Here is a 24,577-nt window from a genome sequence, read left to right on the forward strand (position 1 = left end):
GGAACAACTCTGCGTGACCGTGAGCGAGGGGTCCAATACCTCTCCGTGACTATTGATACGGTTGAGGTATGGATCTGGACCTCCGCAAACTCCGGTACTTCGCGGCTGTCGCCGAGCATCAGCACTTCGGCCGGGCGGCCGAGGAGCTGTACATCGCCCAGCCCGTGCTCAGCCGGCAGATCCGCTCGCTGGAACGCGAACTCGGCTGCGACCTGTTCGTCCGGACGACCCGCAGCGTGCAGCTGACGCCTGCGGGGGAGGCGTTGCGGCAAGAGGCGCGCGGGGTGTTCGCGACCGTCGACTCCGCGGTGCGGCGGGTGCACGAGATCGATCGCGGGGTGCAGCGGATCGTGGTCGGCTTCGCGTCCGGACTGCATGTGTCCGAGGTGGTGCTCGCGTTTACAGCGAAGTACCCGGAGATCGAGGTCGACGTGCTCGGCCTGAACTGGTGGGAGCAGGACGCGCCACTTCGGGACGGCCGAGCCGATGTCGGCTACCTGCGCGGTTCGTTCGACCGGACCGGGATGCATGTCGTCCCGATCGGCTTCGAGCACAGGGTCGCCTGTCTGCCGATCACGCATCGGCTGGCGGAGCGGGAGTCGCTGGTGCTGGCCGATCTCGACGGTGAGTCGGTGATGAACGCGCTGCCGCGCCGGATGGCGTCGCTGGAGGAGAAGTTCGAGGCGATCGCGTCCGGTCAGGGCATCGCGCTGGTGCCGGACACCGTGGCCAGGCTGTATCCGCGCTCCGACCTGGTCTACCTGCCGATCCTGGACAACGAGCCGGACGAGACCTGCCTGGTCGTCGCGACGAGTCGCCGTACCGACCGGGTGCTCGACTTCCTCGACCTGGCGACCACGGCTCTGCGGGCCTGAGGCCGCCTGCGAAGATGATCGGGTGGAGCAGCTGGAGGTCTTTCAGGAGCATCGCGGGCGGATGTTCGGGATCGCCTACCGGATGCTCGGCTCGGCGACCGAGGCCGACGAGGTCCTGCAGGACGCCTGGCTGCGCTGGCAGTCGGTCGACCACGAGACCGTCAAGGAGCCGGCCGCTTTCCTCGCGAAGACCGTCACGAACCTCTGCCTCAACCAGCTCACCTCGGCGCGGGCGCGGCGCGAGACGTACGTCGGCGAGTGGCTGCCCGAGCCCGTCCTGACCGGTGCCAGGCTCGATGACCTCGGCCCGCTCGACGAGGTCGCTCAGCGCGAGTCCGTTTCCTTTGCGCTGCTGACCGTGCTGGAGAAGCTCACTCCCGCGGAGCGGGCGGCGTACGTGCTCCGCGAAGCCTTCGCCTACTCCCATCGCGAGGTCGCCGACCTGATCGGTACGACGGAAGCCAACGCCCGCCAACTGCATTCACGAGCGCGCAAGCGGGTCGCTGCCGACCAGGAACCGCAGGAGGTCGACACGGGCAAGTGGCGGGTGTTCGTCGAGCGCTTCCTCGCGGCCGCCCAGCTCGGCGACATCGCCGGGCTCGAATCGCTGCTCGCCGCTGACGTGGTGTCGCGGGCCGACAGCGGCGGCAAGGCCAGGGCGGCTCGCCAGCCGGTCGTCGGTCGCTCGAACGTCGCGCGGTACCTGACCGGCGTACTGGAGAAGTTCGGGGCCGGGTTCACCACGCACTTCGCGCAGGCGAACGGAGAACCGGTGTTGCTCGTCGCCGACTCCGGAGCCGTCGCCGCGATCGTCTTCCTGACGATCGAGAACGGCGAACTGGCGAACCTCGACTTCGTGATGAATCCGGACAAGCTCGGCCATGTCGGGGAGCAGTTGTCACGAATCGGCGGGGTGCCCGGTCTGGGCTGATGACCGAAAGGACATCACCCATGCGAACCATCCTCGTCACCGGTGGCACCGGCACCCTGGGCCGCCCGGCGACCGCGAAGCTGCGCGCGGCCGGCCACGACGTCCGCGTCCTGAGCCGCCGGCGCGGTCCGGGCCTGACCACCGGCGATCTCACCAGAGGCGCCGGACTCCAAGAGGCGCTCAACGGCGTCGACACCGTGCTCCACCTCGCCACCAGCCAAGGACGCGCTGACGTCGCGCAGGCGCAGAACCTGGTCGAGGCGCTGCGCCCGTCCGGCGTCGAGCACCTGATCGTCATCTCGATCGTCGGCGTCGACCGGATCCCGCTGCCGTACTACCGGTACAAGCTGGAGATGGAGCGCCTGGTCGAGCAGTCGGCGATCCCGTACTCGCTGCTGCGAGCCACCCAGTTCCACGACCTCGTCGACAGGGTGTTCAGCGCTCAGCGGTTCCTTCCGTTCCTGCTCGCACCGTCGATGCGACTCCAGCCGATCGCGGTCGAGGACGTCGCCACCCGCCTCGCCGAGCTGGCCGCCGCCCAACCGGCCGGTCGAGTCGCTGACATTGGGGGCCCGGAGCAACATTCCGTCCGCGACCTGGCGGCCTTCTGGAAGCAAGCAGCCGGGTCCCGTCGGCCGATAGTCCCGATCCGCCTGCCGGGCAAGGCGTTCCGGGCCTTCGCTGACGGCTTGGCGATGACCGGCGATACGAGGTACGGGCAGAAGACGTTCGCCGACTATCTCACCGACCGGTTCAAGGCCGGGGCGAAGGGATGAGCCGCGTGCTGCGGGCCGGGCTGGTCGTCCTTGCGCTGATTCAACTGGTGGTCGGGGGCTGGACCTTGTTCTTCCCGGCGAGCTTCTACAACGACGTGCCGACGGTCGACTGGACGCCGCCGTACAGTGAGCACCTCTTCCGCGACTTCGGCAGCACTACCATCGGGATCGGCATCGTGGTCGCGGCCGCCGCGATCTGGCTCGAGCGCCGGCTGGTACTCGTCGCGTTGCTCGCCTATCTCTCGTACTCCGTCACGCACCTGGCCTTCCATGCCGACCACCTGAACGCGGACTCGCCGGGGTGGTCGGCGGTACTGCTCGCCTTCACGATCTTGTCGGTCCTGCTCCCGCTCGCGTTGGTCCCGGCCGCGCTGAGGAGGCCGCGCGTCGCAGGATGACTTGACGACTGTGACAGTACTACTGTCACAATGACTCGCATGGGTCCACTGAGCGGGGTGAAGGTCGTCGAGTTGGCCGGGATCGGGCCGGCGCCGTTCGCCTGCATGATGTTGGCCGAGCTCGGGGCGGAGGTGCTGCGGATCGAGCGACCGGGCGGCGGGCTCGCGATGGGGCCGCCCGAGTTCGAGTTGCTCAACCGTGGTCGGCGGAATGTCGCGCTCGACCTGAAGAACCCGGCGGCGATCGAGACGGTGCTGCAGTTGGTTGCGCGTGCCGACGTACTGGTCGAAGGCTTCCGGCCCGGTGTGGCGGAGCGTCTTGGGCTAGGCCCGGACGCGTGCCACGAGGTCAACCCCAAGCTGGTCTACGGCCGGATGACCGGCTGGGGTCAGGACGGTCCGCTGGCTCAGTCGGCCGGGCACGACATCGACTATCTCGCTCTGTCCGGCGCGCTGTCCCTCATCGGCCGGGCGGGCGGCCCGCCGCAGGTCCCGGTGAACCTGCTCGGCGACTTCGCCGGCGGCTCGCTGTACCTCGTCATCGGCATCCTCGCTGCGGTGGTCGAGGCGTGGGGAAGCGGTCGCGGTCAGGTCGTCGACGCGGCGATCCTCGACGGCGCTGCACACCTCACCACGATCGTGCACGGCGCCTTGGCTGCCGGCAATTGGCAGTTGCAGCGCGGGACGAACCTGCTCGACACCGGAGCGCCGTTCTACGACGTGTACGAGACATCGGACGGCGAGTTCATGGCGGTCGGCGCGATCGAGCCGCAGTTCTACGACGAGCTGGTCCGCCTGCTCGGGGTACAAGCCCCAGATCGGTACGACCAGGCGAACTGGCCGGAGCTCCACAAACTCTTCACCGAGACCTTCGCCCAGCGCACCCAGGCCGAGTGGACCGAGCTGTTCGACGGTACCGACGCCTGCGTCTCGCCGGTACTACGGCCGGCCGCCGACCACCCCCACCTACTTGCCCGAGGCACCTTCGTCGACAACGAGGGCGTCCGGCAGCCCGCCCCCGCGCCACGCTTCTCCCGCACCCCGACCCAACTCGGCCGGCCTCCCGCGTGCCCTGGCCAGCACACCCGCGAGGCGTTGGCCGACTGGGGAGTGACCGACGTCGACTCCCTGCTCGGCTCCGGCGCTGCCGTCCAAGCCGACTGACAACAGCAGCCGGTGCCCGTAGTACCGGATCACCTACAGGAGACCGCCCGTGGAACGTCACCTCTTCGATGCCGATCACGATGCCTTCCGCGAGACCGCGCGGGCGTTCTGCGAGAAGGAGATCACCCCGCACCACGACGGCTGGGAAGAGGCCGGCATCGTCCCGCGCGAGCTCTGGACGGCGGCCGGCGACGCGGGCCTGTTCGGCTTCATGATGCCCGAGGAGTACGGCGGCGGTGGAGCACGCGACTTCCGCTTCAACACCGTGGTGATCGAAGAGGTGACCAAGGCGCGGGCGAGCGGCCCCGGCTTCACCATCCACGCCGACCTCGTCTCGTCGTACCTGCTTGACTACGCGACCGAGGAGCAGAAGGCGCGCTGGCTGCCCAAGTTCTGCTCCGGCGAGCTGATCACGGCGATCGCGATGACCGAGCCGGGCGCCGGGAGCGACCTGCAAGGCATCACCACGACCGCCAAGCGTGATGGCGACGACTACATCCTCAACGGCCAGAAGACCTTCATCTCCAACGGCATCCTCGCCGACCTCGTCCTGGTCGTGGCCAAGACCGATCCGGAGGCCGGCTACCAAGGGATCTCGCTGCTCGTCGTCGAGCGGGGCATGCCCGGCTTCGAGCGCGGCCGCAACCTGGAGAAGATCGGCCTGAAGGCCCAGGACACCGCCGAACTCTTCTTCGACAACGTCCGCGTCCCGGCCACCAACCTGCTCGGCGAGGAGGGCAAGGGTTTCATCTACCTGATGGAGAAGCTGCCCCAGGAGCGCCTCACCATCGCCGTGGTCGCGGCCGCCGCCTGCGAGAGCATCCTCGAAACGACCCTCGCCTACGTGAAGGACCGCAAGGCCTTCGGGCGCCCGATCGGCTCCTTCCAGAACTCCCGTTTCGTGCTGGCCGAGCTGGCCACCGAAACCCAGATCGCCAGGGTCTTCGTCGACCGCTGCATCGAAGAGCTCAACGCCGGCACCCTGACGGTCTCCGACGCCGCGATGGCCAAGTGGTGGACGACCGAACTCCAGAAGAAGGTCGTCGACAAGTGCCTGCAACTCCACGGCGGCTACGGCTTCATGACCGAGTACCCCATCGCCAAGGCCTACCTCGACACCCGCATCCAGACCATCTACGGCGGCACCACCGAAATCATGAAGGAAATCATCGGCCGCACCATGGGCATCTGACGTTCGCGTGGGTTGGGGCGGGTTTTATCCCTCACCAGGGGTATTTGGCTCCCCGGCCTCCAGAAAGATCCTCCCCAACTCCAGCCGAGGCGACGGCCGGCCCCGGATTTGGTTGCTGGGGGCAACGGATGGACCGCCATGCCTACCCAACCCACCAGGGCAACCGCTTACCCCGGCGCGTCGGGGCGGTCCGCGGGAGTTGTGCGTGCGTGGCGATCCGCGCGGTGACGGACCGGCGAAACTGGGCTCGTCCGGGCTGATCGGAGTCGGCTGGCGGGTTCTTGTGCCGCTGGCGTGATGCTTGACGTCGGTGGCCCGAAAAGCTGCCAGCAGCCAGGCCGACGGGCTGCCCGGCCAGGCCGACGAGGGGCCGGTCCGGTGGTGGCCCACCCAACGGGGCTGGCCCCGGGCCTCAACACGGGTCGGTCGGGCGTTGGCGGTGAACCTGACGATTGTTGCCGTACTCCGGGACTCGGGGGGTGATTCGTGATTGACTGCCCGGAGTGGTTTCAGCTTGAAGGAGGTCACCGATGAGCACTGTGTCGCCGGGCTTCACCGGCCGACGGCGGGGTGGCAACGATCTGCCGCCGGGGCAGTACCTGACGCATGAGTTTCCGGTGCTGTCGGCGGGGCCGACGCCGCACATCCAGCCGGAGCACTGGGAGTTCACCGTCGCCAACGAGGCGGGTGAGCTGACCAAGTGGGACTGGAAGTCGTTCACCTCGCTGCCGAGCGAGACGATCACCAAGGATCTGCACTGCGTGACCAGGTGGTCCAAGCTGGGCACCGAGTGGCGGGGCGTCTCGCTCGACCTGCTTCTGGCCGACGTGGAGACCGCCGCTGACTTCGTGATGGTGCACAGCTACGGCGGGTACACGACCAACCTGCCGCTCGAGGACCTGCTCGACGGCCAGGCCTGGGTCGCCTACGAGTACGACGGTGAGCCGCTGCACCCCGAGCACGGCGGCCCGGCCCGGTTGCTGGTGCCGCACCTGTACCTGTGGAAGAGCGCCAAATGGGTGCGCGGCCTGATCCTGTCCGACACCGAGGATCTGGGCTTCTGGGAGACCGCCGGTTATCACGAGTACGGAGACCCATGGAAAGAACAGCGATACGCCGGCGACTGACCTGGCAGGTCGGCATCGTTACCGAGGTCCGGGAAGAGACGGCGACGGCCCGCACCATCGTGGTGGACGTACCGGACTGGCCGGGGCATCTGGCCGGGCAGCACCTGGACGTCCGGCTCACCGCGGAGGATGGCTACCGCGCCTCCCGGTCGTACTCGATCGCCTCGGCGTGGACCGGTACGACGATCGAGCTGACCGTCGAGCAGGTGCCCGACGGTGAGGTCTCGCCGTACCTGGTCGACGTGCTCAAGGTCGGCGACCCACTCGAGGTCCGCGGCCCGGTCGGTGGCTGGTTCGTCTGGAAGCCCGAGCAAGAGGGCCCGATCCAGCTCATCGGCGGCGGCTCGGGCGTAGTACCGCTGATGGCGATGCTGCGCGCCCACGCGGCCGAAGAGAGCACCCGACCAGCGAGACTCCTGTACTCCGTACGCCGGCCCGCGTCGGTCATCTACGTGCACGATCTGAAGGAGGTGGCGATGTCCGAGGACGTCGACATCACCTTCGCCTACACCCGCGAAGCGCCGCCGGGGGAGACCCGCCCGCCGGCCCGCGTCGACGCGGAACTGCTCAAGTCGGTCGCCTTCCCACCCGAAGAGCAACCGACCGTCTATGTCTGCGGTCCCACCCCGTTCGTCGAGGCGGTGGCCGACCTGCTCGTCGAGGCCGGCCACGACCCGGCCCGGGTGAGAACCGAACGCTTCGGACCGACAGGAGGACCGCGATGACCGCGGATGTTCCGACCTACCTCGATGGCAACGCCGCAGCAGGAACGCTGCGCGAACTCTTCGCCGTCGACATCACCGCCGCCATCGGCCAGTGCGCCGGCTGCGGCCGTACCGGCGTCTTCGCCGAGACCCACGTCTTCATGGACGCCCCCGGCCTGGTCGCCCGCTGCTCCGGGTGCGACGACGTCCTACTCCGGGTAGTCACCACCCCCACCGACACGTACCTCGACCTCCGAGGCCTCACCTACCTCCGCTTCTCGAACCAGACCTGACCCCGGACCGGCCGCAGGGCCGGATTGCAGCAAGTGACATTGCACGCAGACCGAATCGGCGCGGTTGTGGGCTTTTTTGCTTCTAGCATCCGGCGCATGGAGATTCCTGGGCTTGGGCCGGTCGTGGAAGATGAGGCCTTCGAGGGGTACCGGAGCAAAGCCGTTCCGGTCGCGGTGCTCGGTGGGGTGGGGTGCGAGTTCCTCGTGCAGGGGTACGAGGAGCCGGACGACCATGAGGATTTCCAGCTCGCGATCGGCAGATTCCTCGCCCTCGGGCCGGAGGCGCTCACCGACGCGCGGCAGGCGATCTACGGGTACTACCTCAAGGTGCGCGGCGAGCTCGGCGACGAGTTGGAGGTCCGGATCGACGGGCCGGAGGACGTGCTCCAGTACGTCGAGCTGGGGAACGAGCCCGAGGTGTTCCGCAACGACGACGGGGACGGGCGGGTCTACGTGTCGCTGGAGTGCGAGTGCGACTGGGAGCCCGAGCACGGCCTGCAACTCGTCTTCCGCGACGGCGCCGTCCTCACCAAAGCGGGCCGGTACGACGGTGAGGTCGACTGAAACAGCACCGACCGGTCCGGTCCACCCGGGCATGGGCGGACCGGACCGGCGGCGTATCACGGGAGGTCTACGTGGACGTCGATCGTCGAGAAGGCCCCCAAGGGTTTGATGCTTCCGTTGAGGATTGAGTTGCTGCGGGTGTCACCCAAGAGATAGCGACGGAAGAAGGCGGACAGGTACGTCGTCGACACCAGCCGCTGCTGCGTCTCGGTCAACTGCTTGTCGGAGCGCTGGTGGTCGTCATCGGCCAGGCAGTGACCCGGCGACGGCCGGGGCGGATCCAGTTCGGCGTCGTCGTACGCGCCGACCTGACCACTCGAAGGCGACCACTGGGTGTTGTAGAAGTCGTGGTTCGCGCCGTGCACGTAGTACTCGTAGTACGGCGCCTTGTTGTGCGCGCCGAGATAGGCGAGATGCCCGTCGACGGCACGGTCGCAGCTCCCGACGAACGACGCGACGGGGATGTCGGTGATCCGGTAGTTGTCGTACTCCGCGTTGTCCGGGTTGTCGTCCGGCGCATACGGCTCGGCGGCAGCGAGCGGTACGACCGCCTTGATCCGCACGCCGGCCGGCCAGTTCTTCTGGTTCACGTCAGCCGCCTCGAGCAAGGTCCCGCGCCCACCCCGGGAGTGACCCATCAGCCCGACGTCGGCCAGGTCGGCATGCCCGCGGAAGTCGATCGCCTTGCCGTGATCCTTGAGCTTGCCGGCCAGCGGACCTGTCCCACGAGCGGACAGCTGCTGCCACATCGCCAGGTGCTGGTTGATCAGCGACGCGCGGGCCGCGTCCTGCTCCTCGCCCATCAGATCGATCGTGCTGTTCGCGTCGATCGAGATCACGATCATGCCCTGCGTCGCGAGCGCCTGGCCGAGGTAGTCGTAGCCGCTGTAGCTGGGGATCTCCGGAGTACCGGCCGGGCAAGGCCAGGCGGACAGCTTCTCGTAGTCCTGGTCCTCCCACGCCTGCTTGTCCGCGCAGGTGATCCAGAGACCGTGCGACATCAGCACGACCGGGTACTTGTGACCGTCGAGGTCCTTCGGATAGTGCACGACGGCGGTCAGATCACGGCCGGCGCTGTACGTGGCCGAGCCGACCGGGTGGAGTGTGGAAGCTTGGGCGGTGGTTGCCGTCGGCACCAATGTCGCGCCCGACAGGGCGAGCGTGGCGACGACGGTCAGCAGTTTCCTCATACAGGTCGCACGCGCATCCCTGACAACCGGTTGTCAGCCGGAATGTCAGGGTCTTGTCAGCGTCGCGGAGGCTTGGCCCGGGAGCGGCGGATCGTGTCGCGCTGCGTCTCGCCGACGGCCCGCTCGTACGCGATCACCAGGCCCTGGATGGTGACCGGCTTGAACCGCTCGACCAGCTGCTGGATGTGCTCCGGCGGGCCGCCCGAGTCGCGGTAGTGCGGCCAGACCTTGGTCCGGAACACCTCGGTCAGCTCCTCGGCCAGCGCCCGCCCGTGCTCGCTGAAGATCCGCCCGACATCGAGCACCGCATCGACCGGCAGGTCCAGTTCGAGCAGCTCCACGCCGAGGCTGAGGTGCGCCGTCGCGACCTGGAAGACGTCCTCGTCCGGGGTCGGTTCGACCACGCCGAGCGCGATCAGCATCTCGATCTCGTCGTCGGTCAGTTCACGACCGGTACGCCGTACCAGCGCCGCCCGGTCGAGCGTCTCGGGCAGGTCCCGCATCCACGGGGTGAGCAGCGTCCGGTGCAGCGCGATGTCCTGCGGGGTCGCGTCGGCCGGGATCCGATCCAGGTAGCCCTCGATCGCCGACAGGTTGAACCCGTGCGCCTGCAGCTCGCGGACCAGGTCGAGCCGGGCGATGTGCTCGGGACCGTAGTACCCGACGCGTCCCCGGCGTACCGGCGGTGGAATCAGGCCGCGGCCCGCGTAGAAGCGCAACGTGCGCACGGTCATCCCGACCCGGGCGGACAGCTCGTCGACCGTGAGGGTCGCATCGTCCGCGGTTGCTTGTGGCCTCGCATCTGGCATGGCCGAGATCATAACGACCCCCTCTTGACGACCATGACACCAGAACTGTCACAATCAGCGGGACGACTCGACCGACGGGATCCCCATGAGCACTGAAGCGTTTCTCTACGATGCGATCCGGACACCGCGCGGCAAGGGCAAGGCGGCCGGCGCGCTGCACGAGGTGAAGCCGATCCAGCTGATCACCGGCCTGCTCGAGGAGCTGCGGGTCCGGCACCCCGGGTTCGACGAGGAGGCGATCGACGACGTCGTGCTCGGTGTCGTCACCCCGATCGGCGACCAGGGCATGGACATCGCCCGTACTGCGGTCCTCGCGGCGGGCTACCCGGAGACGACCGGCGGCGTGCAGCTCAACCGCTTCTGCGCCTCCGGCCTCGAAGCCGTCAACCAGGCCGCGCAGCGGATCCGCTCCGGCTGGGAGGACTTCATCCTGGCCGGTGGCGTCGAGTCGATGTCGCGGGTGCCGATGGCCTCCGACGGCGGCGCCTGGGCGATGGACCCGGAGACCGCGATGCAGACGAACTTCATCCCGCAGGGCATCAGCGCCGACCTGATCGCCACGATGGACGGCTTCTCCCGCACCGACGTCGACGCGTACGCAGCGGAGTCGCACGCCCGGGCCGCCAAGGCCTGGGCCAACGGCTACTTCGCCCGCTCGATCGTTGCGGTGACGGATCGCAACGGCCTGCAGATCCTCGACCACGACCAGTTGGTACGACCTGGTACGACGGTCGAGACGCTGGCCGGTCTGCCGGTGTCCTTCGCGGCCATCGGCGAGCACGGTGGCTTCGACTCGGTCGCGCTGGAGAAGTACGTGACCGTCGAGCGGATCGAGCACGTGCACCACGCCGGCAACTCGTCCGGCATCGTCGACGGCGCCGCCCTGGTTGCCATCGGCAACGAGAAGGCCGGTGAGGCGCTCGGTCAGGCACCCCGCGGCCGGGTGGTCGCGGCGGCAGTGAGCGGCACCGACCCGACGATCATGCTGACCGGCCCCGCGCCCGCCGCCCGCAAGGCGCTGGCGAAGGCCGGGCTCGAGGTCTCCGACATCGACCTGTTCGAGATGAACGAGGCCTTCGCGGCGGCCGTCCTGCACTTCATGAACGACCTCGGCGTCCCGCACGAGAAGGTGAACGTCAACGGCGGCGCGATCGCGCTCGGCCACCCGCTCGGCGCCACCGGCGCGATGCAGATCGGCACCCTGCTGGACGAGCTGGAGCGGCGCGAGCTCCGCTACGGTCTGGCCACCCTGTGTGTCGGCGGCGGCATGGGCGTCGCCACCATCATCGAGAGGCTGGCGGCATGATCGACTGGAAGAACACCGACGGCGTCGTCACCTTGACGATGGACGACCCGGCCGCCTCGGCGAACACGATGAACGAGACCTACCTCGCCGCGATGGCCTCGACGGTCGAGCGCCTGCAGGCCGAGAAGGACACGCTGAAGGGCGTGGTGATCACCAGCGCCAAGTCCACCTTCTTCGCCGGTGGCAACCTGCAGATGCTGTCCCAGATCCAGCCCGAGAACGCGGCCGAGGTCTTCGCGACGCTCGAGGAGGTCAAGCGTCAGCTGCGGGTGCTGGAGACGCTCGGCGTACCGGTCGTCGCCGCGATCAACGGCGCGGCGCTCGGCGGCGGGCTGGAGATCGCGCTCGCCTGCCACCACCGGATCGTTGCCGACGACAACCGGATCGAGATCGGCGTCCCCGAGGTGACGCTCGGCCTGCTGCCCGGCGGTGGTGGCGTCACCCGCACGGTCCGGATGCTCGGCCTGCAGGACGCGCTGATGAAGGTCCTTCTTCAGGGCCAGCGGATGAAGCCCGCGCACGCCAAGTCGGTCGGCATCGTCGACGAGGTCGTCCCCGCCGACGAGTTGCTGGCCGCGGCGTACCGGTTCATCGATTCCTATGACGGCGACGCGAAACAGCCGTGGGATCGCGACGGCTACAAGATCCCGGGCGGTACGCCGTCCTCGCCCAAGCTGGCCGCGTTCCTCCCGGCCTTCCCGGCCAATCTGCGCAAGCAGCTCAAAGGCGCCCCGTACCCGGCTCCGCGGGCCATCATGAGCGCGGCCGTCGAGGGCAGCCAGGTCGACTTCGCGACGGCCAGCAGGATCGAGTCGCGGTACTTCGTCTCGCTGGCGACGGGCCAGATCGCGAAGAACATGATCAACGCGTTCTTCTTCGAGCTCCAGGCGATCAACGCCGGGGCGTCGCGGCCGGACGGCGTACCGGCGTACAAGGCCCGCAAGGTCGGGGTGCTCGGCGCGGGCATGATGGGCGCGGGCATCGCGTACGTGTGCGCCAAGGTGGGCATGGAGGTCGTGCTCAAGGACGTCTCGCTCGAGGCGGCCGAGAAGGGCAAGCAGTACTCCGAGAAACTGCTCGCCAAGCAGGTGCAGAAGGGGCGGAGTACGCCGCAGAAGGCGGAGGCGTTCCTGAGCCTGATCACGCCGACCGCCGACCCGAACGACCTGGCCGGGTGCGACCTGGTGATCGAGGCGGTGTTCGAGAGCGAGGAGCTGAAGCAGAAGGTCTTCGCCGAGATCGCCGGCGTTGTCGAGCCGGACGCGCTGCTGTGCTCGAACACCTCGACGCTGCCGATCACCTCGCTGGCCGAGGGCATCGACCGGCCGGACGACTTCGTCGGCATGCACTTCTTCTCGCCGGTCGACCGGATGCCGCTGGTCGAGCTGATCGTGGGGGAGAAGACCTCGGATCGCACACTCGCCAAGGCGTACGACGTGGTCCGGCAGATCAAGAAGACGCCGATCGTGGTCAACGACAGCCGCGGCTTCTTCACCTCGCGGGTCTTCGGCACGCTGGTGATGGAGGGTGCCGCGATGGTTGCCGAGGGCGTGAATCCGGTGACGATCGAGCGGGCGGCGACCCAGATGGGCTTCCCGGCACCGCCGCTGGCGATGATCGACGAGGTGACGCTGACGCTTCCGATGAAGATCCGCGACGCGGCCCGGGCGGCCGGTGGCAGCGCGGGTGCCTTCGACGATCACCCGGGCATGGCGGTCGCCGAGCGGCTGGTGACGGAGTTCGATCGCAAGGGCAAGGCGGCGGGGGCCGGCTTCTACGACTACCCGGCGGACGGGCCGAAGCACCTGTGGCCCGGGCTGTGGGAGCACTTCGTCCGCGAGGACGTCGCCGTACCGCTGATCGATCTGCAGGAGCGGATGGCCTTCGCGATGTCGCTCGAGACGGTGAAGTGCGTCGAGGAAGGCGTCCTCCGGTCGACGGCCGACGCCAACATCGGCTCGATCTTCGGCATCGGCTTCCCGCCGCTGCACGGTGGGGCGCTGCAGTACATCAACGCGTACGCCGGCGGTCTGGCCGGCTTCGTCGCCCGCTCGCAGGAGCTCGCGCAGAGTTACGGCGCGCGGTTCGAGCCGCCCGCGTTACTGGTGAAGAAGGCCGAATTGGGAGAGAAATTCGACTGAATTCAACTAATTCGATCACGGAGCGCGGTACCGGCATTGTCCGGTACCGCGCTCTTTTGTGTGATGGTGTGTGATCGGCTGGGCGCAGACTGTTGACAATCGTGTCCGGATTGCAGGATCTTTTACAACGATTAACCTCAGCGTTACATCGAAGACACTCGGAGTCGTGCCCGAACTGTCACCGGCCAGGGCTGTTGCGATGTTTGACTTAGTTGTAACGTGTGCGAAACCAGAGATGCTTTACGTAGTTAAGTAACTCTGATCCGCTAGCCCCTGGAGGTGGACACGTATGCCTGCTCGTATCCCGAACGCTGGTCTGTCCCGGCGCGACCTGCTCAAGCGGACCGGTGGCCTCGCGGCCCTCGCCGCCTTCACCGCCGCTTGTGGAGGCAACACCGGTAGACCGTCCAGCAGTGGGGGAGGCGGCGGCAGCAAGGTCACGCTGTCGCAGTGGTACCACCAGTACGGCGAGGCCGGTACGAAGGAAGCCGCGCTGAAGTACGCGAAGGCCTACACCGACTCCAACGTCGCGGTGACCTGGGTGCCCGGCGACTACGGCGCCAAGCTCGCTTCGGGCCTGCTGTCCAGCAACGGTCCGGACGTCTTCGAGAGCCAACTGAACGTCGCGATGGTGAAGAGCGGCCAGGTGGTGCCACTGGACGACATCCTCGGCGACGCCAAGGCCGACTTCAACCCGAACGACCTGAAGACGAACACGGTCGACGGCAAGCTCTACGGCATCAAGATGATCGACGACCCGCAGGTCTTCTACTACCGCAAGTCGATGTTCTCCAAGGCCGGGATCAAGCCGCCGGAGACGATCGACGACCTGATCGCGGCGGCCAAGACGCTCACCACCGACAAGGTGAAGGGCATCTTCATCGGCAACGACGGCGGCAACATCTGCGGCGGCCCGGCGTTGTGGTCGTCCGGCGGCCAGTACCTGACCGACGACAACAAGCCGGACTTCAACAATGCCCGGGCGGCGCAGGCGTTCAGCAAGCTGCACCAGTTCTTCGCCGACAAGTCCGTGCTGCTCGGGGCCCCGGCCGACTGGTGGGACCCGGGTGCGTTCGTGCAGGGCCTGGCCGCGATCCAGTGGACCGGCCTGTGGGCGATGCCGGCCATCCAGAAGGCGCTCGGCGACGACTTCGGCGTCTTCGCCTACCCCAAGCTCGATGCCCAGGGCAAGCAGGCGCTGCCGTCCGGCGGCTGGACCCAGTTCGTCTCCGCGAAGAGCGCCAACATCGACGCGGCCAAGAAGTTCGTGAAGTGGCTGTGGGTGGACAACGCCGAGGACCAGGAGGACTGGAACCTCAACTACGGCTTCCACATCCCGCCGCGCAAGAGCCTGGCCGCCAAGGCGACCAAGCTGCAGACCGGCGCGGCCGCCGAGGTGGTCAAGCTCAACCAGGACTTCGGCGTCGTCGACCGCCCGGCCTGGACGCCGAAGATGGCCACCGGCTTCACCGACCTGCTGAACAACGTGATCCGCAAGGGCGCCGACCCGACGGGTGAGCTGGCCAAGCTGGACAAGACCGTGAACACCGAGCTGGCGAGGCTCTTCGGGTGAGCAGAGGGGCGGCCACCCGCAACAACACGCTGTGGTTCTGGATCTTCACCGGTCCGTTCGTGATCGGCCTGCTGATCTTCAGCTATCTGCCGATCCTGTGGAGCCTGGTGCTGAGCTTCTTCTCGGCGCAGAACACGGTCACCCCGACCGACTTCGTCGGGCTGCAGAACTACGTCGACATGCTGACCGACCGCAACTTCATCAGCGCACTCGGCACGTTCACGATCTTCGCGATCTTCATCGTGCCGCTGACCTTCGTGCTGTCGCTCGCGCTGGCCCTGCTGGTCAACCAGGTCAAGGTGGCCAAGGCGTTCTTCCGTTCGGTCTTCTTCCTGCCGACGGCCTGTTCGTACGTGGTGGCCTCGCTGATCTGGAAGCTGTCGATCTTCAACGGCGTCCGGTTCGGCCTGGCCAACACGGTGCTGGGCTGGTTCGGCCTCGACCAGATCGCCTGGCTGTCGACGGTCGACCCGCCCTGGTACTGGCTGCCGATCGTGACCGTGCGGCTGTGGCTGCAGCTCGGCTTCTACATGATCCTGTTCATCGCCGGCCTGCAGCGGATCAACCCGGCGCTGTACGAAGCGGCGTACGTCGACGGCGCGAAGCCCGGCTGGCAGGTGTTCCGCTTCATCACCTGGCCGCAGCTGCGGGCGACCTCGGTCGCGGTGCTGCTGCTGAACCTGATCGCGGCCTACCAGGCCTTCGACGAGTTCTACAACCTGATCGGCGCCGACGCGAACTTCGCCCGGCCGCCGCTGGTCTACCTCTACAAGGTCTCGCTCGGCAACATCCAGGACCTCGGCCACGGCAGCGCCGGCGCCCTCATCCTGGCGGTGGTGATCATGTTGCTCACCCTGCTGCAGAGCAAGATCTTCGGCTTCGGAAAGGCGAACGACTGATGGCGGCGATCGAGCGGACCACCGGTACGCCGCAACCGATCGGCTACACCCGCAGCCCGCTGGGCGTGGTCGGGTCGGTAATGCGCTGGGTCGCGCTCATCCTCGCGACCTTGCTCTTCCTGATCCCGTTCTACCTGGTACTACGGAACGCCCTGTCCACCGAGGCCGACATCACCGGCGTCGACTGGAAGTTCTTCCCCACCGATCTCCAGTGGGGCAACATCAAGGAACTGTTCGACGACGAGAACGTCCCGATGGCCCGGGCGCTCTACAACTCCGCGGTGATCGGCATCCTGGGCACCGGCGGACAGTTGCTGCTGGCATCGATGGCGGGGTACGGGCTGGCCCGGATCCCGTACAAGCACGCCGACAAGGTGTTCTACGCGGTGATGGCGACGCTGATGATCCCGGCCGCGGTGAGCTTCATCCCGAGCTTCATCGTGGTGTCCTCATTGGGCTGGGTCAGCACGCTGCGCGGCATGATCATCCCGACGCTGTTCAGCGGGTTCGCCGCCTTCCTGTTCCGGCAGTACTTCCTCGGCTTCCCCAAGGAACTCGAGGAGGCGGCACGGGTCGACGGAGCGGGGTACTTCACCACGTTCTGGCGGATCGTGGTGCCCAACTCGCTGCCGTTCTTCGCGGCGATCGCGGCGATCACGTTCATCGGCAACTGGAACTCGTTCATCTGGCCGCTGGTGATCGGCCAGGACGAGAAGTCCTGGACCGTCCAGGTGGCGATGTCGACCTTCATCACCGCGCAGACGGTCAACATCCACCAGCTCTTCATGGCGGCCGCGGTGTCGATCGTGCCGCTGGTGCTGATCTTCGCGTTCCTGCAGCGCTACCTGATCCAGGGCGTCACCCAGTCCGGCATCAAGGACTGACCAAACAGCCTCCGCTCCGGCGGCGGTGGTGACGTCCACCCGGTAGACGTCGGTGGTCGTGGTGGCGGGAGTCCCTGACCGGCTCCCGCCACAGCACCCTCCGACTCCCCGGCCCGAACCGTCCTATTCCACCCGACTGGGGAGGGGAATGCCCCCGGATCGGGCGGTTACCCTCCCCAGCAACCGGCAGAATCCTCCCCAAGTCCCGATTGTCGCGGCGGTTCGACGCCGGCTGCAACGCTCGGTGGTGGTGCCCGGCGGCGACTGGATGATGGCCGACTTGCCCTCAAGCCTGCCGGACGAACCCGAGGGCGAGGTGGGCGGTGCTGAGCCGCTGGCGCCGGGGCGGTCCGCCACGCACGCACAACTCCCGCCAGGCGGCCGACACGCCGGCGGGAAGCGTTTGCTCACCGTCTTGGGTATGCACGCGGATCCGCTCGTTGCCTCCAGCAACCACACCGGCAGACACCCCGGGCCGGCCAGTACGCCGGTTCCGCCTGCGGATGGGGCCCGGAGGCAAAGGCGCCCGCCGGAGGATCGCGCCTCGAGCCAACGCACCCACCGACGGATCGTCCCATGAGGCAACGCGGCTCGGTGGCGCTAACTTGTGGAGATAGGAGGCCAGGGGTCGCCCCACTCGGTGTCTCTTGCCGAGCGGTAGAGCGGGCCCTGGCGTTTCGAGACGATGGTGTCCTCCAAGCTGCCTTCGTTGGTGCAGAGCCGGAGCGACACCAATCCCTTGCGCTGCTGTGGATGCCGGAGCACGCGGTTCTCGGCCGGCTCGGGGATCGCCGGGGTGCTGATGACGTACGCGAACTTCTCGTCCTCGAAGCTCAGCTCGGCACCCTTGGTCTGCCGGTGCGCCGCGCTGCGGTTGACCCGGCTGGCGAAGTGGCACCAGTCGCGGCCGCGGGGGATCGGACAGTCGAGGCTGTGCGGGCACGGCGCGACAATGCTGTGCCCAGCCGCGATCAGCTGGTCCCGGGCCGTCACGATCCGCTCGTAGCCGGTGGGTGTGCCCGGCTCGATGATGGCGACGAGACCGCGCTGTGCGGCCAACTGGCCGACCAGCTTCTCCTGCTGCGTGGCCGACAGTTCGCTGAGGACGTACGAGACCGTGACCACGTCGGCCGCGGCGAGCGTGCCGAGATCGTCGATCCGGCCCGCCTGCCAGGCCGCGTCACGGATCGCCGCGGACTCGGCGCCCTTGGCGAGCTGTTTGCCGAGCGCGATCGCCTCGGTGACCTGCTCGACCACGGTCACGGTCTTCAGCGACGGCCAGACGGCGGACGCGGCCCAGATCGCAGCACCGGTACCACCGCCCAGGTCCAGCTGGCTGGACGGCTCGAACCCAGGCCGGGACGTCGCGGCCTGCTCGAGCGCCGCCCGGACCGCTCCGAACGTCGCGGGCATCCGGTACGCCGAATACGTGACGACATCTGTGGATGACGTGAGGATCGGAGCGGTGGCGGCCACTTCTTCGCGGTACCGGGTGCTGAGCCGCTTGAACGAAGTACTCAGTGCCGCACCGGACGCGCCGCTAGCCGCCGCGTCCAGTGCGTCGCGAAGATCGCGGGGGAGGTCAGCCACCTGAAATCTGGTACGTCGGCGTGATGATGGCGCGGGCCAGGGTGTGGAAGACCAGGTTGAAAGCGACGAAGGCCGGGCTCGCGTCACCGTCGATGTCGAGTCCTTCGACGTCGAGCGCGTGCACCACGAAGTAGTACCGGTGGGCGGGGTCACCAGGCGGCGGGGCCGCGCCACCGAAGTCCTTCGAGCCGAAGTCGTTGCGGACGTGGAACGCGCCGTTCTCCAGCCGCTCCGTGGTGCCGGCGCCGGCCGGGAGCTCCGTCACGTCGGCGGGCAGGCCGGCCAGGACCCAGTGCCAGAAGCCGGACGGGGTCGGCGCGTCGGGGTCGAAGCAGCTGACCACGAAGCCCCTGGTCTCGGCGGGGAAGCCCTCCCAGCTGAGCTGAGGCGACTTGTTGCCCCCGGCGTAGGCCTGGTCGTCGCCCATCGGCTCGCCGTCGGTGACGTCGGTGCTGGTGACCGTGAACGATCCGACCTCGGGAAGCAGCTTGTACGGGTCCGGTGCGACGGGTCGATCGAGCGACATCTGGTGATCCTCCTGGGATCTCGCGAAATGTGGTGAATCCGACATTACTGGCTCAACTTATGCTCACTCCCACCCCACCACCCCGCTCGGGTCAGCCGCCCTGGCAGGGGCCGGGGTTCAGAGATGCGAAGATCGGAACTGGTCGCGTCCGGGCGGCCGTCGCGAGTGGAGGGATCAGCGGTGGAGGAGTACCTGGCCAGGATCGGTCCGGCCGACGAGGCCGCGATGCGGGCGGCGACGGAGCGTCAGCTGAGGCTGACGAAACCGGCCGGTTCCCTTGGCGTGCTGGAGGAGCTGTCGGTCCGGGTCGCCGGGATGACCGGTGTGTGCCCGCCCGCGGTGCCGACGGCCGCCGTCGTGACGGTTTTCGCCGCTGACCACGGCGTTCATGCGCAGGGAGTCTCGCCTTGGCCGCAGGAGGTCACCGCGGCGATGCTGGCGAACTTCGCGGGTGGTGGTGCCGCGGTGAACGCGTTCGCGGCCAACAACCGGGTCGACGTGCGGGTGGTGGACGTCGGGGTTGCCTCTGATGTCGACGAGCTGGACATCGTGCACGCGAAGGTGCGGGCCGGGACGCGGGACCTCTCGGTCGGGAAGGCGCTCACGGCGGACGAGGTGCAGGCCGCGGTGGCGGTCGGCTTCGAGTTGGCTTGTCAGCTGGTGCTGGACGGGTATCAATGCCTGCTGACCGGCGACATGGGGATCGCGAACACGACGGCGTCGGCCGCGTTGATCGCGACCTTCAGCGGTGGGACGGCGGATGAGGTGACGGGCCGCGGGACGGGGATCGACGACGCGACGCTGGCGCACAAGACCGAGATTGTCAGGGCTGCGCTGGCGCTTCACGAAGTACCGGCTTCGGAGCCGCTCGGTGCGCTGGCGGCGTACGGCGGGCTGGAGCACGCTGCGCTGGCCGGGTACATCCTCGGGGCGGCCGCGAACAAGGTGCCGGTGATTCTGGATGGGGTGATCGCGGGGGCTGCGGCGCTGGTTGCTCAGGCGCTTGAGCCGGCGGTGATCGATTACTGCATCGCTGGGCATCGGTCGGCCGAGCCGGGGCACGCGGTGGCGTTGAAGACGCTGGGGCTGCAGCCGCTGGTGGATCTGGATCTGCGGCTGGGGGAGGGGACGGGCGCGGTGCTGGCCTATCCGATCGTCACGTGTGCAGTGCGGGCGCTCGCGGAGATGGCGACCTTCGAGGATGCGGGGATCGAGGCGTGACGGCGCCGTACCTGTCCGGGCTGGTGCTCACCGGCCGCCGGGTGGTGGTCGTGGGCGGCGGTGGTGTCGCGCAGAGGCGGCTGCCGCGGTTGCTCGAGACGGGTGCGCAGATCGACGTCATCTCGCCGGTGATCACGCCGACGATCGAGGGGTTGCTGACGAATCCGGATCTCCGGTGGGTCGAGCGCGGGTACGCTTCCGGGGATCTCGAGGGCGCTTGGTACGTCGTGGTTGCGACGGATGATGCCGCGGTCAACGATCAGGTGTCGGCGGAGGCGGAGGCGCGGCGGATCTTCTGCGTGCGGTCGGACGATCGGTCGCGGGCGACTGCTTGGACGCCGGCTTCCGGGCAGCACGATCAGGTGACCATCGGCGTACTGGGTGGTGGCGATCACCGGCGGTCGGCGGCGGTACGGGACGCGATTCTGGAGTCCTTGCGGGTCGGCGCGTTGGGCGCGCGGGACTCGCTGGCCAAGAAGCCTGGCGTGTATCTCGTCGGTGGGGGTCCTGGGGATCCTGACCTGATCACTGTGCGCGGACGGCGGTTGCTGGCCGAGGCGGATGTGGTCGTCGCGGACCGGCTGGCGCCGCAGCCGTTGCTGGAGGAGCTGCATCCTGACGTGGAGCTGATCGACGCGGCCAAGCTGCCGCGCGGGCGCTCGGCGGCACAGGAGGAGATCAACCGCCTGCTGGTCGACCGGGGCTTGCAGGGCAAGGTCGTCGTACGGCTCAAGGGCGGCGATCCTTATGTCTTCGGCCGCGGCTTCGAGGAAGCACTGGCCTGCGCCGAGGCAGGCGTGCCATGGACAGTCGTACCAGGCATCACCAGCTCAATCGCGGTCCCGGCCGCGGCGGGGATCCCGGTCACGCACCGCGGGGTGACCCACGAGTTCACAGTCGTCTCCGGGCACATCCCACCCGGCCACCCAGACTCCCTGATCAACTGGGAAGCCCTCGCGTCGTTGAACGGCACGCTCGTGCTGCTGATGGCCGTGGAGAACCTCCCGGTGATCGCGTCAACGCTCATCGCCAATGGCAAGGACCCGGCAACGCCGGCCGCGGCGATCGCCGACGGAACGCTGCCCGGCCAGCTGCAGGTCAAGTCAGACCTAGCTGGTATTGCCGAAGCAATGTCTGCTGGTGGCGTAGGAGCGCCCGCCATCGTCATCATCGGTCAGGTCGTGGAGATCGCGGGTTCATGAGTCCGCTGGTTTCGGTCAAGGAGGCTGGGGACGCGCGGCTGGGGGATTATGTCCAGCTGCGGGAAGTGAATCTGCGGCGGATGCTCGAGGAAGAGCATGGGCTGTTCATTGCCGAGGGCGACAAAGTGATTCGCCGGGCGGCCGACGCCGGTTATGAGCCACGCTCTTTCCTGCTCGCCCCGCGGTGGTTGGACTCGCTGGCAGACGTACTGGAGAAGTGGCCTGAGGCACCCGTCTACGTGGTGACCGAGGAGCTGGCTGAGCAGGTCACCGGCTTTCATGTCCACCGTGGGGCGCTGGCGTCGTACCGGCGTCAGCCTGCGCCCGAGTTGGACACCCTGCTCACCGGCCGCCGGATCGCGATCTTCGACGACATCGTCGATCACACCAACGTCGGCGCCGGTTTCCGCGCCGCCGCCGCGATGGGCGTCGACGCGGTCCTGATCACCCCCACCTGCGCGGACCCGCTGTACCGCCGTTCGATCAAGGTCTCGATGGGGACCGTCTTCCAGATCCCGTGGACCCGCCTGACCAGCTGGCCGGACCCGCTCGACCTTCTGAAGGACCACGGATTCGTCAGCGCCGCGCTGGCCCTGACCGACGACTCGATCACCCTCGACGAGCTGACCGCCCGCCAGGACGAAAAGCTCGCCCTGATCTTCGGCACCGAAGGCCACGGCCTCAAGCCGCACGTGCTCGAACGGGCAGACCTGACGGTGAAGATCCCGATGGCAGGCGGCGTCGACTCCCTCAACGTGGCATCCTCGGCAGCAGTGGCCTTCTACGCCACCAGACCCTGACCAGCGGGAGGCCGGAGTGCTCACCACGGAACGCCTGCTCCTGCGCCCCTTTCGCGACGAGGATCTGCCGGCCTGGGCTGAGTTGAACACTGACCCCGAGGTGATGCGGTACCTCGGTGGTAAGCCGTTGAGCCGGGCCGAGACCGACGAGATCGCTCGTGCGGTCAACGCACGGTACGAGGCTGAAGGTACCGGCTTTCTCGCCATCGAGCGGCGGTCGGACGGGGCGTTCCTCGGGGCGGGTGGGTTGACGCGCGAGGCGTGGCATCCGGACGATCTGGAGCTCGGGTGGCGGCTGGCGCGGGAGTACTGGGGACATGGGTATGCCACTGAGGCGGCTGCGGCATGGCTTGCCTACGCCTTCACCGAGCTTGATCTGCCGCGGGTGCTGGCCTCCACCGAAACCGCCAACACCAAGAGCATTTCCGTGATGGAACGCATCGGCATGCGCTTCGATCACGAAGCCCGGCTGGAGGAGGACGGCGAGACGTTCGACGCCGTGATCTACTCCATCACTCGGCAGGCTTGGCGGGCAGCTCGACCGTGACGCGGAGGCCGCCGTCGGGGCGGGGCGTGAGGGTGAGGGTTCCGTCGTGGGCTTCGGTGATGCTTTTGACGATCGCCAGGCCCAGGCCGACGCCGGAGTGGTCGGTGCGGACGCGTTCGCTGCCGCGCTGAAACGGCTCGGTCAGCGTGGCGGCCTGCTGCGGAGTGAGCTTCTCGCCGGTGTTCTCGACGACGAGTTGCACGCTCTGGGGGCGGACTCTGGTGGTGATCCACACAGTGCCCCGGGCAGGCAGGTTGTGGACGATCGCGTTGTGCAGGAGGTTCGTGACCAGCTGGACGAGCAGGGTGCGTGAGCCCAGCGTCGGTGCGATGTCGCCGGCGGTCTCGATCGTCAGGCCGCGTTCTTCGGCGAGGGGGAGCAGGGTCTCCGCGGCCTCCTCGGCCGCCAGCGAGAGATCGACGGGCTCACGGGTGAACGACCGCTGGTTGGCGCGGCTCAGCACGAGCAGTGCCTCGGTGAGGTCGATCGCCCGGGTGTTGATGGAGTGCAGGTGCTCGACGAGTTTGCCGTTGTCGCGGTCCGGGTCGTTGCGGGCCACGTCGAGCAGTGTCTGGGTGATCGCCAGCGGAGTGCGCAGTTCGTGCGAGGCGTTGGCCGCGAATCTCTGCTGCTCGGCGTCGTGGGCCTCCAGCCGGGCGAGCATGGTGTCGAAGGAATCGGCGAGTTCGCGGAACTCGTCGCCGCGGCCTTCCAGCCGGATCCGGTGGGAGAGCGACCCCGTCGTGGCCAGCCGGGTGGCCTGAGTGATCCGGGTCAGCGGCGCCAGCATGCTGCCGGCCAGGATCCAACCTCCTAGCAGGCCGAAGGCCAGCAGGAACACCAACATGAGCGCTACCTTCGGCGCGAAGGCCGCCAGCAGGTCGGAGCGGTCCGGGATGACCATCGGGCCAGGCGGGGAGGGTGTCCCGCGTACGTGAGGTGTGCCGGTTGTCGTCGGCAACGGGTTGGCGATCACATCGGGCACATAGCGGAGCAGGAACACCCAGACGACCGCGAGCAGCAGCGCACCGGCGATCATCAGGAATCCCGCGTAGCTGAGGGTGAGCTTGAGCCGGACACTCCACCCGGGCTCCCTAGCCACGGCTCTGTCCCGTACCGGACGGTTCTTCGATGCGGTAGCCGGCGCCGGGGACGGTCGCGATGATCCACGGTTCGCCGAGCCGCTTACGAAGTACGGAGACTGTGATGCGAGCGGCGTTGGTGAAGGGGTCCGCGTTCTCGTCCCAGGCCTTGGCCAGCAGCTCCTCGGCGCTGACGATGCCACCCTCGGCGGCGACCAGTACTTCAAGCACGGCGAACTGCTTGCGGGTGAGCGCGACGTACTTGCCGTCGCGGTAGACCTCGCGCCGGAACGGATCGAGCCGCAGACCGGCGATCTCGCGCACCGGCGGCCGGTTGTGGGCGCGTCGGCGGTCGAGGGCCCTGAGGCGGAGGACGAGCTCGCGCAGGTCGAACGGCTTGGTCAGGTAGTCGTCGGCGCCCAGCTCGAACCCGGAGGCCTTGTCGTCGAGCCGGTCGGCGGCGGTGAGCATCAGGATCGGCATACCGCTGCCAGAGGCAACGATCTGCCTGGCGATCTCGTCACCGGACGGGCCGGGAATGTCGCGGTCCAGCACGGCGATGTCGTACTCGTTGATGCTCAGCAGTTCCAGCGCGGTGTCGCCGTCACCGGCGATGTCGGCCGCGATCGCCTCCAGGCGCAGGCCGTCGCGGATGGCTTCGGCCATCACGGGTTCGTCCTCGACGATCAGCACACGCACACCCTCGATGCTACGACCCGGCAGTTATCGCCGGCATATCGAAATCCCCAAACCGGTCGGCAACACGCGATTGCCTTGGCTGGT

Annotated in this window: 25 protein-coding genes; 19 read left to right on the forward strand and 6 right to left on the reverse strand. The window is 68.0% G+C overall.

What is annotated here, in order from left to right; all coding sequences use genetic code 11:
• Positions 1-68: 68 nt before the first annotated feature.
• The 10 genes from ABD116_RS31500 to ABD116_RS31545 all read left to right on the forward strand — a co-directional run bounded on the left by ABD116_RS31500 (position 69) and on the right by ABD116_RS31545 (position 8,024).
• On the forward strand, positions 69-875 hold the full coding sequence (locus ABD116_RS31500) for a LysR family transcriptional regulator (RefSeq protein WP_343978588.1): 807 nt from the start codon (positions 69-71) through the stop codon (positions 873-875).
• A 22-nt stretch (positions 876-897) separates the two neighbouring features.
• Positions 898-1,806 carry an RNA polymerase sigma-70 factor gene (locus ABD116_RS31505; protein ID WP_343978591.1) on the forward strand — a complete coding sequence of 303 codons (909 nt, stop codon included), beginning with the start codon at positions 898-900 and terminating at the stop codon, positions 1,804-1,806.
• A gap of 20 nt (positions 1,807-1,826) precedes the next feature.
• Positions 1,827-2,582, forward strand: a complete 756-nt coding sequence (locus ABD116_RS31510; RefSeq protein ID WP_343978594.1) for an SDR family oxidoreductase — start codon at positions 1,827-1,829, stop codon at positions 2,580-2,582.
• Positions 2,579-2,980, forward strand: coding sequence for a hypothetical protein (locus ABD116_RS31515; protein WP_343978597.1), 402 nt, complete (start codon positions 2,579-2,581; stop codon positions 2,978-2,980). The genes ABD116_RS31510 and ABD116_RS31515 overlap by 4 nt, the downstream gene beginning before the upstream one ends.
• A gap of 39 nt (positions 2,981-3,019) precedes the next feature.
• Positions 3,020-4,144 carry a CaiB/BaiF CoA transferase family protein gene (locus tag ABD116_RS31520; RefSeq protein ID WP_343978600.1) on the forward strand — a complete coding sequence of 375 codons (1,125 nt, stop codon included), beginning with the start codon at positions 3,020-3,022 and terminating at the stop codon, positions 4,142-4,144.
• 49 nt (positions 4,145-4,193) lie between these two features.
• Positions 4,194-5,336, forward strand: coding sequence for an acyl-CoA dehydrogenase family protein (locus ABD116_RS31525; protein WP_343978603.1), 1,143 nt, complete (start codon positions 4,194-4,196; stop codon positions 5,334-5,336).
• A 530-nt stretch (positions 5,337-5,866) separates the two neighbouring features.
• On the forward strand, positions 5,867-6,463 hold the full coding sequence (locus tag ABD116_RS31530) for a molybdopterin-dependent oxidoreductase (RefSeq protein ID WP_343978606.1): 597 nt from the start codon (positions 5,867-5,869) through the stop codon (positions 6,461-6,463).
• On the forward strand, positions 6,433-7,188 hold the full coding sequence (locus tag ABD116_RS31535; RefSeq protein WP_343978609.1) for a ferredoxin reductase: 756 nt from the start codon (positions 6,433-6,435) through the stop codon (positions 7,186-7,188). Before ABD116_RS31530 ends, ABD116_RS31535 begins: the two co-directional genes overlap by 31 nt.
• Positions 7,185-7,460 carry a DUF6510 family protein gene (locus ABD116_RS31540; RefSeq protein WP_343978612.1) on the forward strand — a complete coding sequence of 92 codons (276 nt, stop codon included), beginning with the start codon at positions 7,185-7,187 and terminating at the stop codon, positions 7,458-7,460. The genes ABD116_RS31535 and ABD116_RS31540 overlap by 4 nt, the downstream gene beginning before the upstream one ends.
• A gap of 96 nt (positions 7,461-7,556) precedes the next feature.
• Entirely contained in the window at positions 7,557-8,024 is a 468-nt protein-coding gene (locus tag ABD116_RS31545; protein ID WP_343978615.1) for a DUF6985 domain-containing protein, read from the forward strand.
• Between the two features lie 56 nt (positions 8,025-8,080).
• Here ABD116_RS31545 and ABD116_RS31550 read toward each other — a convergent pair whose 3' ends face one another.
• Together ABD116_RS31550 and ABD116_RS31555 are read right to left on the reverse strand one after the other, a co-directional pair.
• Positions 8,081-9,214 carry an alpha/beta hydrolase gene (locus tag ABD116_RS31550; RefSeq protein ID WP_343978618.1) on the reverse strand — a complete coding sequence of 378 codons (1,134 nt, stop codon included), beginning with the start codon at positions 9,212-9,214 and terminating at the stop codon, positions 8,081-8,083.
• A 56-nt stretch (positions 9,215-9,270) separates the two neighbouring features.
• Positions 9,271-10,023, reverse strand: a complete 753-nt coding sequence (locus ABD116_RS31555) for a MerR family transcriptional regulator (protein WP_343978621.1) — start codon at positions 10,021-10,023, stop codon at positions 9,271-9,273.
• An 85-nt stretch (positions 10,024-10,108) separates the two neighbouring features.
• On the opposite strand from ABD116_RS31555, the gene ABD116_RS31560 reads away from it, so the two are divergent.
• From ABD116_RS31560 to ABD116_RS31580, 5 genes are all read left to right on the forward strand, one after another.
• Positions 10,109-11,329 (forward strand): acetyl-CoA C-acetyltransferase, encoded by a 1,221-nt coding sequence (locus ABD116_RS31560; RefSeq protein WP_343978624.1) that lies wholly within the window; start codon positions 10,109-10,111, stop codon positions 11,327-11,329.
• Entirely contained in the window at positions 11,326-13,470 is a 2,145-nt protein-coding gene (locus ABD116_RS31565; RefSeq protein WP_343978627.1) for a 3-hydroxyacyl-CoA dehydrogenase NAD-binding domain-containing protein, read from the forward strand. The genes ABD116_RS31560 and ABD116_RS31565 overlap by 4 nt, the downstream gene beginning before the upstream one ends.
• A gap of 289 nt (positions 13,471-13,759) precedes the next feature.
• Positions 13,760-15,043, forward strand: coding sequence for an ABC transporter substrate-binding protein (locus tag ABD116_RS31570; RefSeq protein WP_343978630.1), 1,284 nt, complete (start codon positions 13,760-13,762; stop codon positions 15,041-15,043).
• A complete protein-coding gene (locus tag ABD116_RS31575) occupies positions 15,040-15,942 on the forward strand; it encodes a carbohydrate ABC transporter permease (protein WP_343978633.1) in 903 nt (300 codons plus the stop codon). Before ABD116_RS31570 ends, ABD116_RS31575 begins: the two co-directional genes overlap by 4 nt.
• A complete protein-coding gene (locus ABD116_RS31580) occupies positions 15,942-16,826 on the forward strand; it encodes a carbohydrate ABC transporter permease (protein ID WP_343978636.1) in 885 nt (294 codons plus the stop codon). The genes ABD116_RS31575 and ABD116_RS31580 overlap by 1 nt, the downstream gene beginning before the upstream one ends.
• Positions 16,827-17,426: 600 nt before the next feature.
• On the opposite strand, the gene ABD116_RS31585 is transcribed toward ABD116_RS31580, so the two are convergent.
• Together ABD116_RS31585 and ABD116_RS31590 are read right to left on the reverse strand one after the other, a co-directional pair.
• The gene (locus ABD116_RS31585) at positions 17,427-18,416 is read right to left on the reverse strand and encodes a small ribosomal subunit Rsm22 family protein (protein ID WP_343978639.1); all 990 of its coding nucleotides are present in this window, start codon (positions 18,414-18,416) and stop codon (positions 17,427-17,429) included.
• Complete coding sequence (locus tag ABD116_RS31590; RefSeq protein ID WP_343978642.1) at positions 18,409-18,942, reverse strand: YbhB/YbcL family Raf kinase inhibitor-like protein; 534 nt, start codon at positions 18,940-18,942, stop codon at positions 18,409-18,411. The genes ABD116_RS31585 and ABD116_RS31590 overlap by 8 nt, the downstream gene beginning before the upstream one ends.
• A 123-nt stretch (positions 18,943-19,065) precedes the next feature.
• Between ABD116_RS31590 and cobT the strand changes: the two genes are divergently transcribed.
• Genes cobT through ABD116_RS31610 form a run of 4 tightly spaced genes read left to right on the forward strand, consistent with a single transcriptional unit; the run spans position 19,066 to position 22,712 of the window.
• Positions 19,066-20,163 (forward strand): nicotinate-nucleotide--dimethylbenzimidazole phosphoribosyltransferase, encoded by a 1,098-nt coding sequence (gene cobT, locus ABD116_RS31595; RefSeq protein ID WP_343978645.1) that lies wholly within the window; start codon positions 19,066-19,068, stop codon positions 20,161-20,163.
• The gene (gene cobA, locus ABD116_RS31600; RefSeq protein ID WP_343978648.1) at positions 20,160-21,365 is read left to right on the forward strand and encodes a uroporphyrinogen-III C-methyltransferase; all 1,206 of its coding nucleotides are present in this window, start codon (positions 20,160-20,162) and stop codon (positions 21,363-21,365) included. The genes cobT and cobA overlap by 4 nt, the downstream gene beginning before the upstream one ends.
• Positions 21,362-22,165: a TrmH family RNA methyltransferase gene (locus ABD116_RS31605; protein ID WP_343978651.1), complete on the forward strand. Its 804-nt coding sequence runs from the start codon at positions 21,362-21,364 to the stop codon at positions 22,163-22,165. The genes cobA and ABD116_RS31605 overlap by 4 nt, the downstream gene beginning before the upstream one ends.
• A 16-nt stretch (positions 22,166-22,181) precedes the next feature.
• Entirely contained in the window at positions 22,182-22,712 is a 531-nt protein-coding gene (locus ABD116_RS31610; protein WP_343978654.1) for a GNAT family N-acetyltransferase, read from the forward strand.
• Here ABD116_RS31610 and ABD116_RS31615 read toward each other — a convergent pair.
• A complete protein-coding gene (locus ABD116_RS31615; RefSeq protein ID WP_343978657.1) occupies positions 22,678-23,814 on the reverse strand; it encodes a sensor histidine kinase in 1,137 nt (378 codons plus the stop codon). The two genes, ABD116_RS31610 and ABD116_RS31615, sit on opposite strands and share 35 nt — an antisense overlap.
• Positions 23,807-24,493, reverse strand: a complete 687-nt coding sequence (locus tag ABD116_RS31620) for a response regulator transcription factor (protein WP_343978660.1) — start codon at positions 24,491-24,493, stop codon at positions 23,807-23,809. The genes ABD116_RS31615 and ABD116_RS31620 overlap by 8 nt, the downstream gene beginning before the upstream one ends.
• Between the last annotated feature and the right edge of the window lie 84 nt (positions 24,494-24,577).

It is taken from the genome of Kribbella koreensis (assembly GCF_039525325.1).
Lineage (GTDB): Bacteria > Actinomycetota > Actinomycetes > Propionibacteriales > Kribbellaceae > Kribbella > Kribbella koreensis.

Coding starts and splice junctions, on each gene's coding strand:
- ABD116_RS31500 (WP_343978588.1), top strand. CDS start 69: ATGGATCTGGACCTCCGCAAACTCCGGTACTTCGCGGCTGTCGCCGAG.
- ABD116_RS31510 (WP_343978594.1), top strand. CDS start 1,827: ATGCGAACCATCCTCGTCACCGGTGGCACCGGCACCCTGGGCCGCCCG.
- ABD116_RS31515 (WP_343978597.1), top strand. CDS start 2,579: ATGAGCCGCGTGCTGCGGGCCGGGCTGGTCGTCCTTGCGCTGATTCAA.
- ABD116_RS31520 (WP_343978600.1), top strand. CDS start 3,020: ATGGGTCCACTGAGCGGGGTGAAGGTCGTCGAGTTGGCCGGGATCGGG.
- ABD116_RS31530 (WP_343978606.1), top strand. CDS start 5,867: ATGAGCACTGTGTCGCCGGGCTTCACCGGCCGACGGCGGGGTGGCAAC.
- ABD116_RS31535 (WP_343978609.1), top strand. CDS start 6,433: ATGGAAAGAACAGCGATACGCCGGCGACTGACCTGGCAGGTCGGCATC.
- ABD116_RS31540 (WP_343978612.1), top strand. CDS start 7,185: ATGACCGCGGATGTTCCGACCTACCTCGATGGCAACGCCGCAGCAGGA.
- ABD116_RS31545 (WP_343978615.1), top strand. CDS start 7,557: ATGGAGATTCCTGGGCTTGGGCCGGTCGTGGAAGATGAGGCCTTCGAG.
- ABD116_RS31550 (WP_343978618.1), bottom strand. CDS start 9,214: ATGAGGAAACTGCTGACCGTCGTCGCCACGCTCGCCCTGTCGGGCGCG.
- ABD116_RS31555 (WP_343978621.1), bottom strand. CDS start 10,023: ATGCCAGATGCGAGGCCACAAGCAACCGCGGACGATGCGACCCTCACG.
- ABD116_RS31560 (WP_343978624.1), top strand. CDS start 10,109: ATGAGCACTGAAGCGTTTCTCTACGATGCGATCCGGACACCGCGCGGC.
- ABD116_RS31565 (WP_343978627.1), top strand. CDS start 11,326: ATGATCGACTGGAAGAACACCGACGGCGTCGTCACCTTGACGATGGAC.
- ABD116_RS31570 (WP_343978630.1), top strand. CDS start 13,760: ATGCCTGCTCGTATCCCGAACGCTGGTCTGTCCCGGCGCGACCTGCTC.
- ABD116_RS31580 (WP_343978636.1), top strand. CDS start 15,942: ATGGCGGCGATCGAGCGGACCACCGGTACGCCGCAACCGATCGGCTAC.
- ABD116_RS31590 (WP_343978642.1), bottom strand. CDS start 18,942: ATGTCGCTCGATCGACCCGTCGCACCGGACCCGTACAAGCTGCTTCCC.
- cobT (WP_343978645.1), top strand. CDS start 19,066: ATGCGAAGATCGGAACTGGTCGCGTCCGGGCGGCCGTCGCGAGTGGAG.
- ABD116_RS31605 (WP_343978651.1), top strand. CDS start 21,362: ATGAGTCCGCTGGTTTCGGTCAAGGAGGCTGGGGACGCGCGGCTGGGG.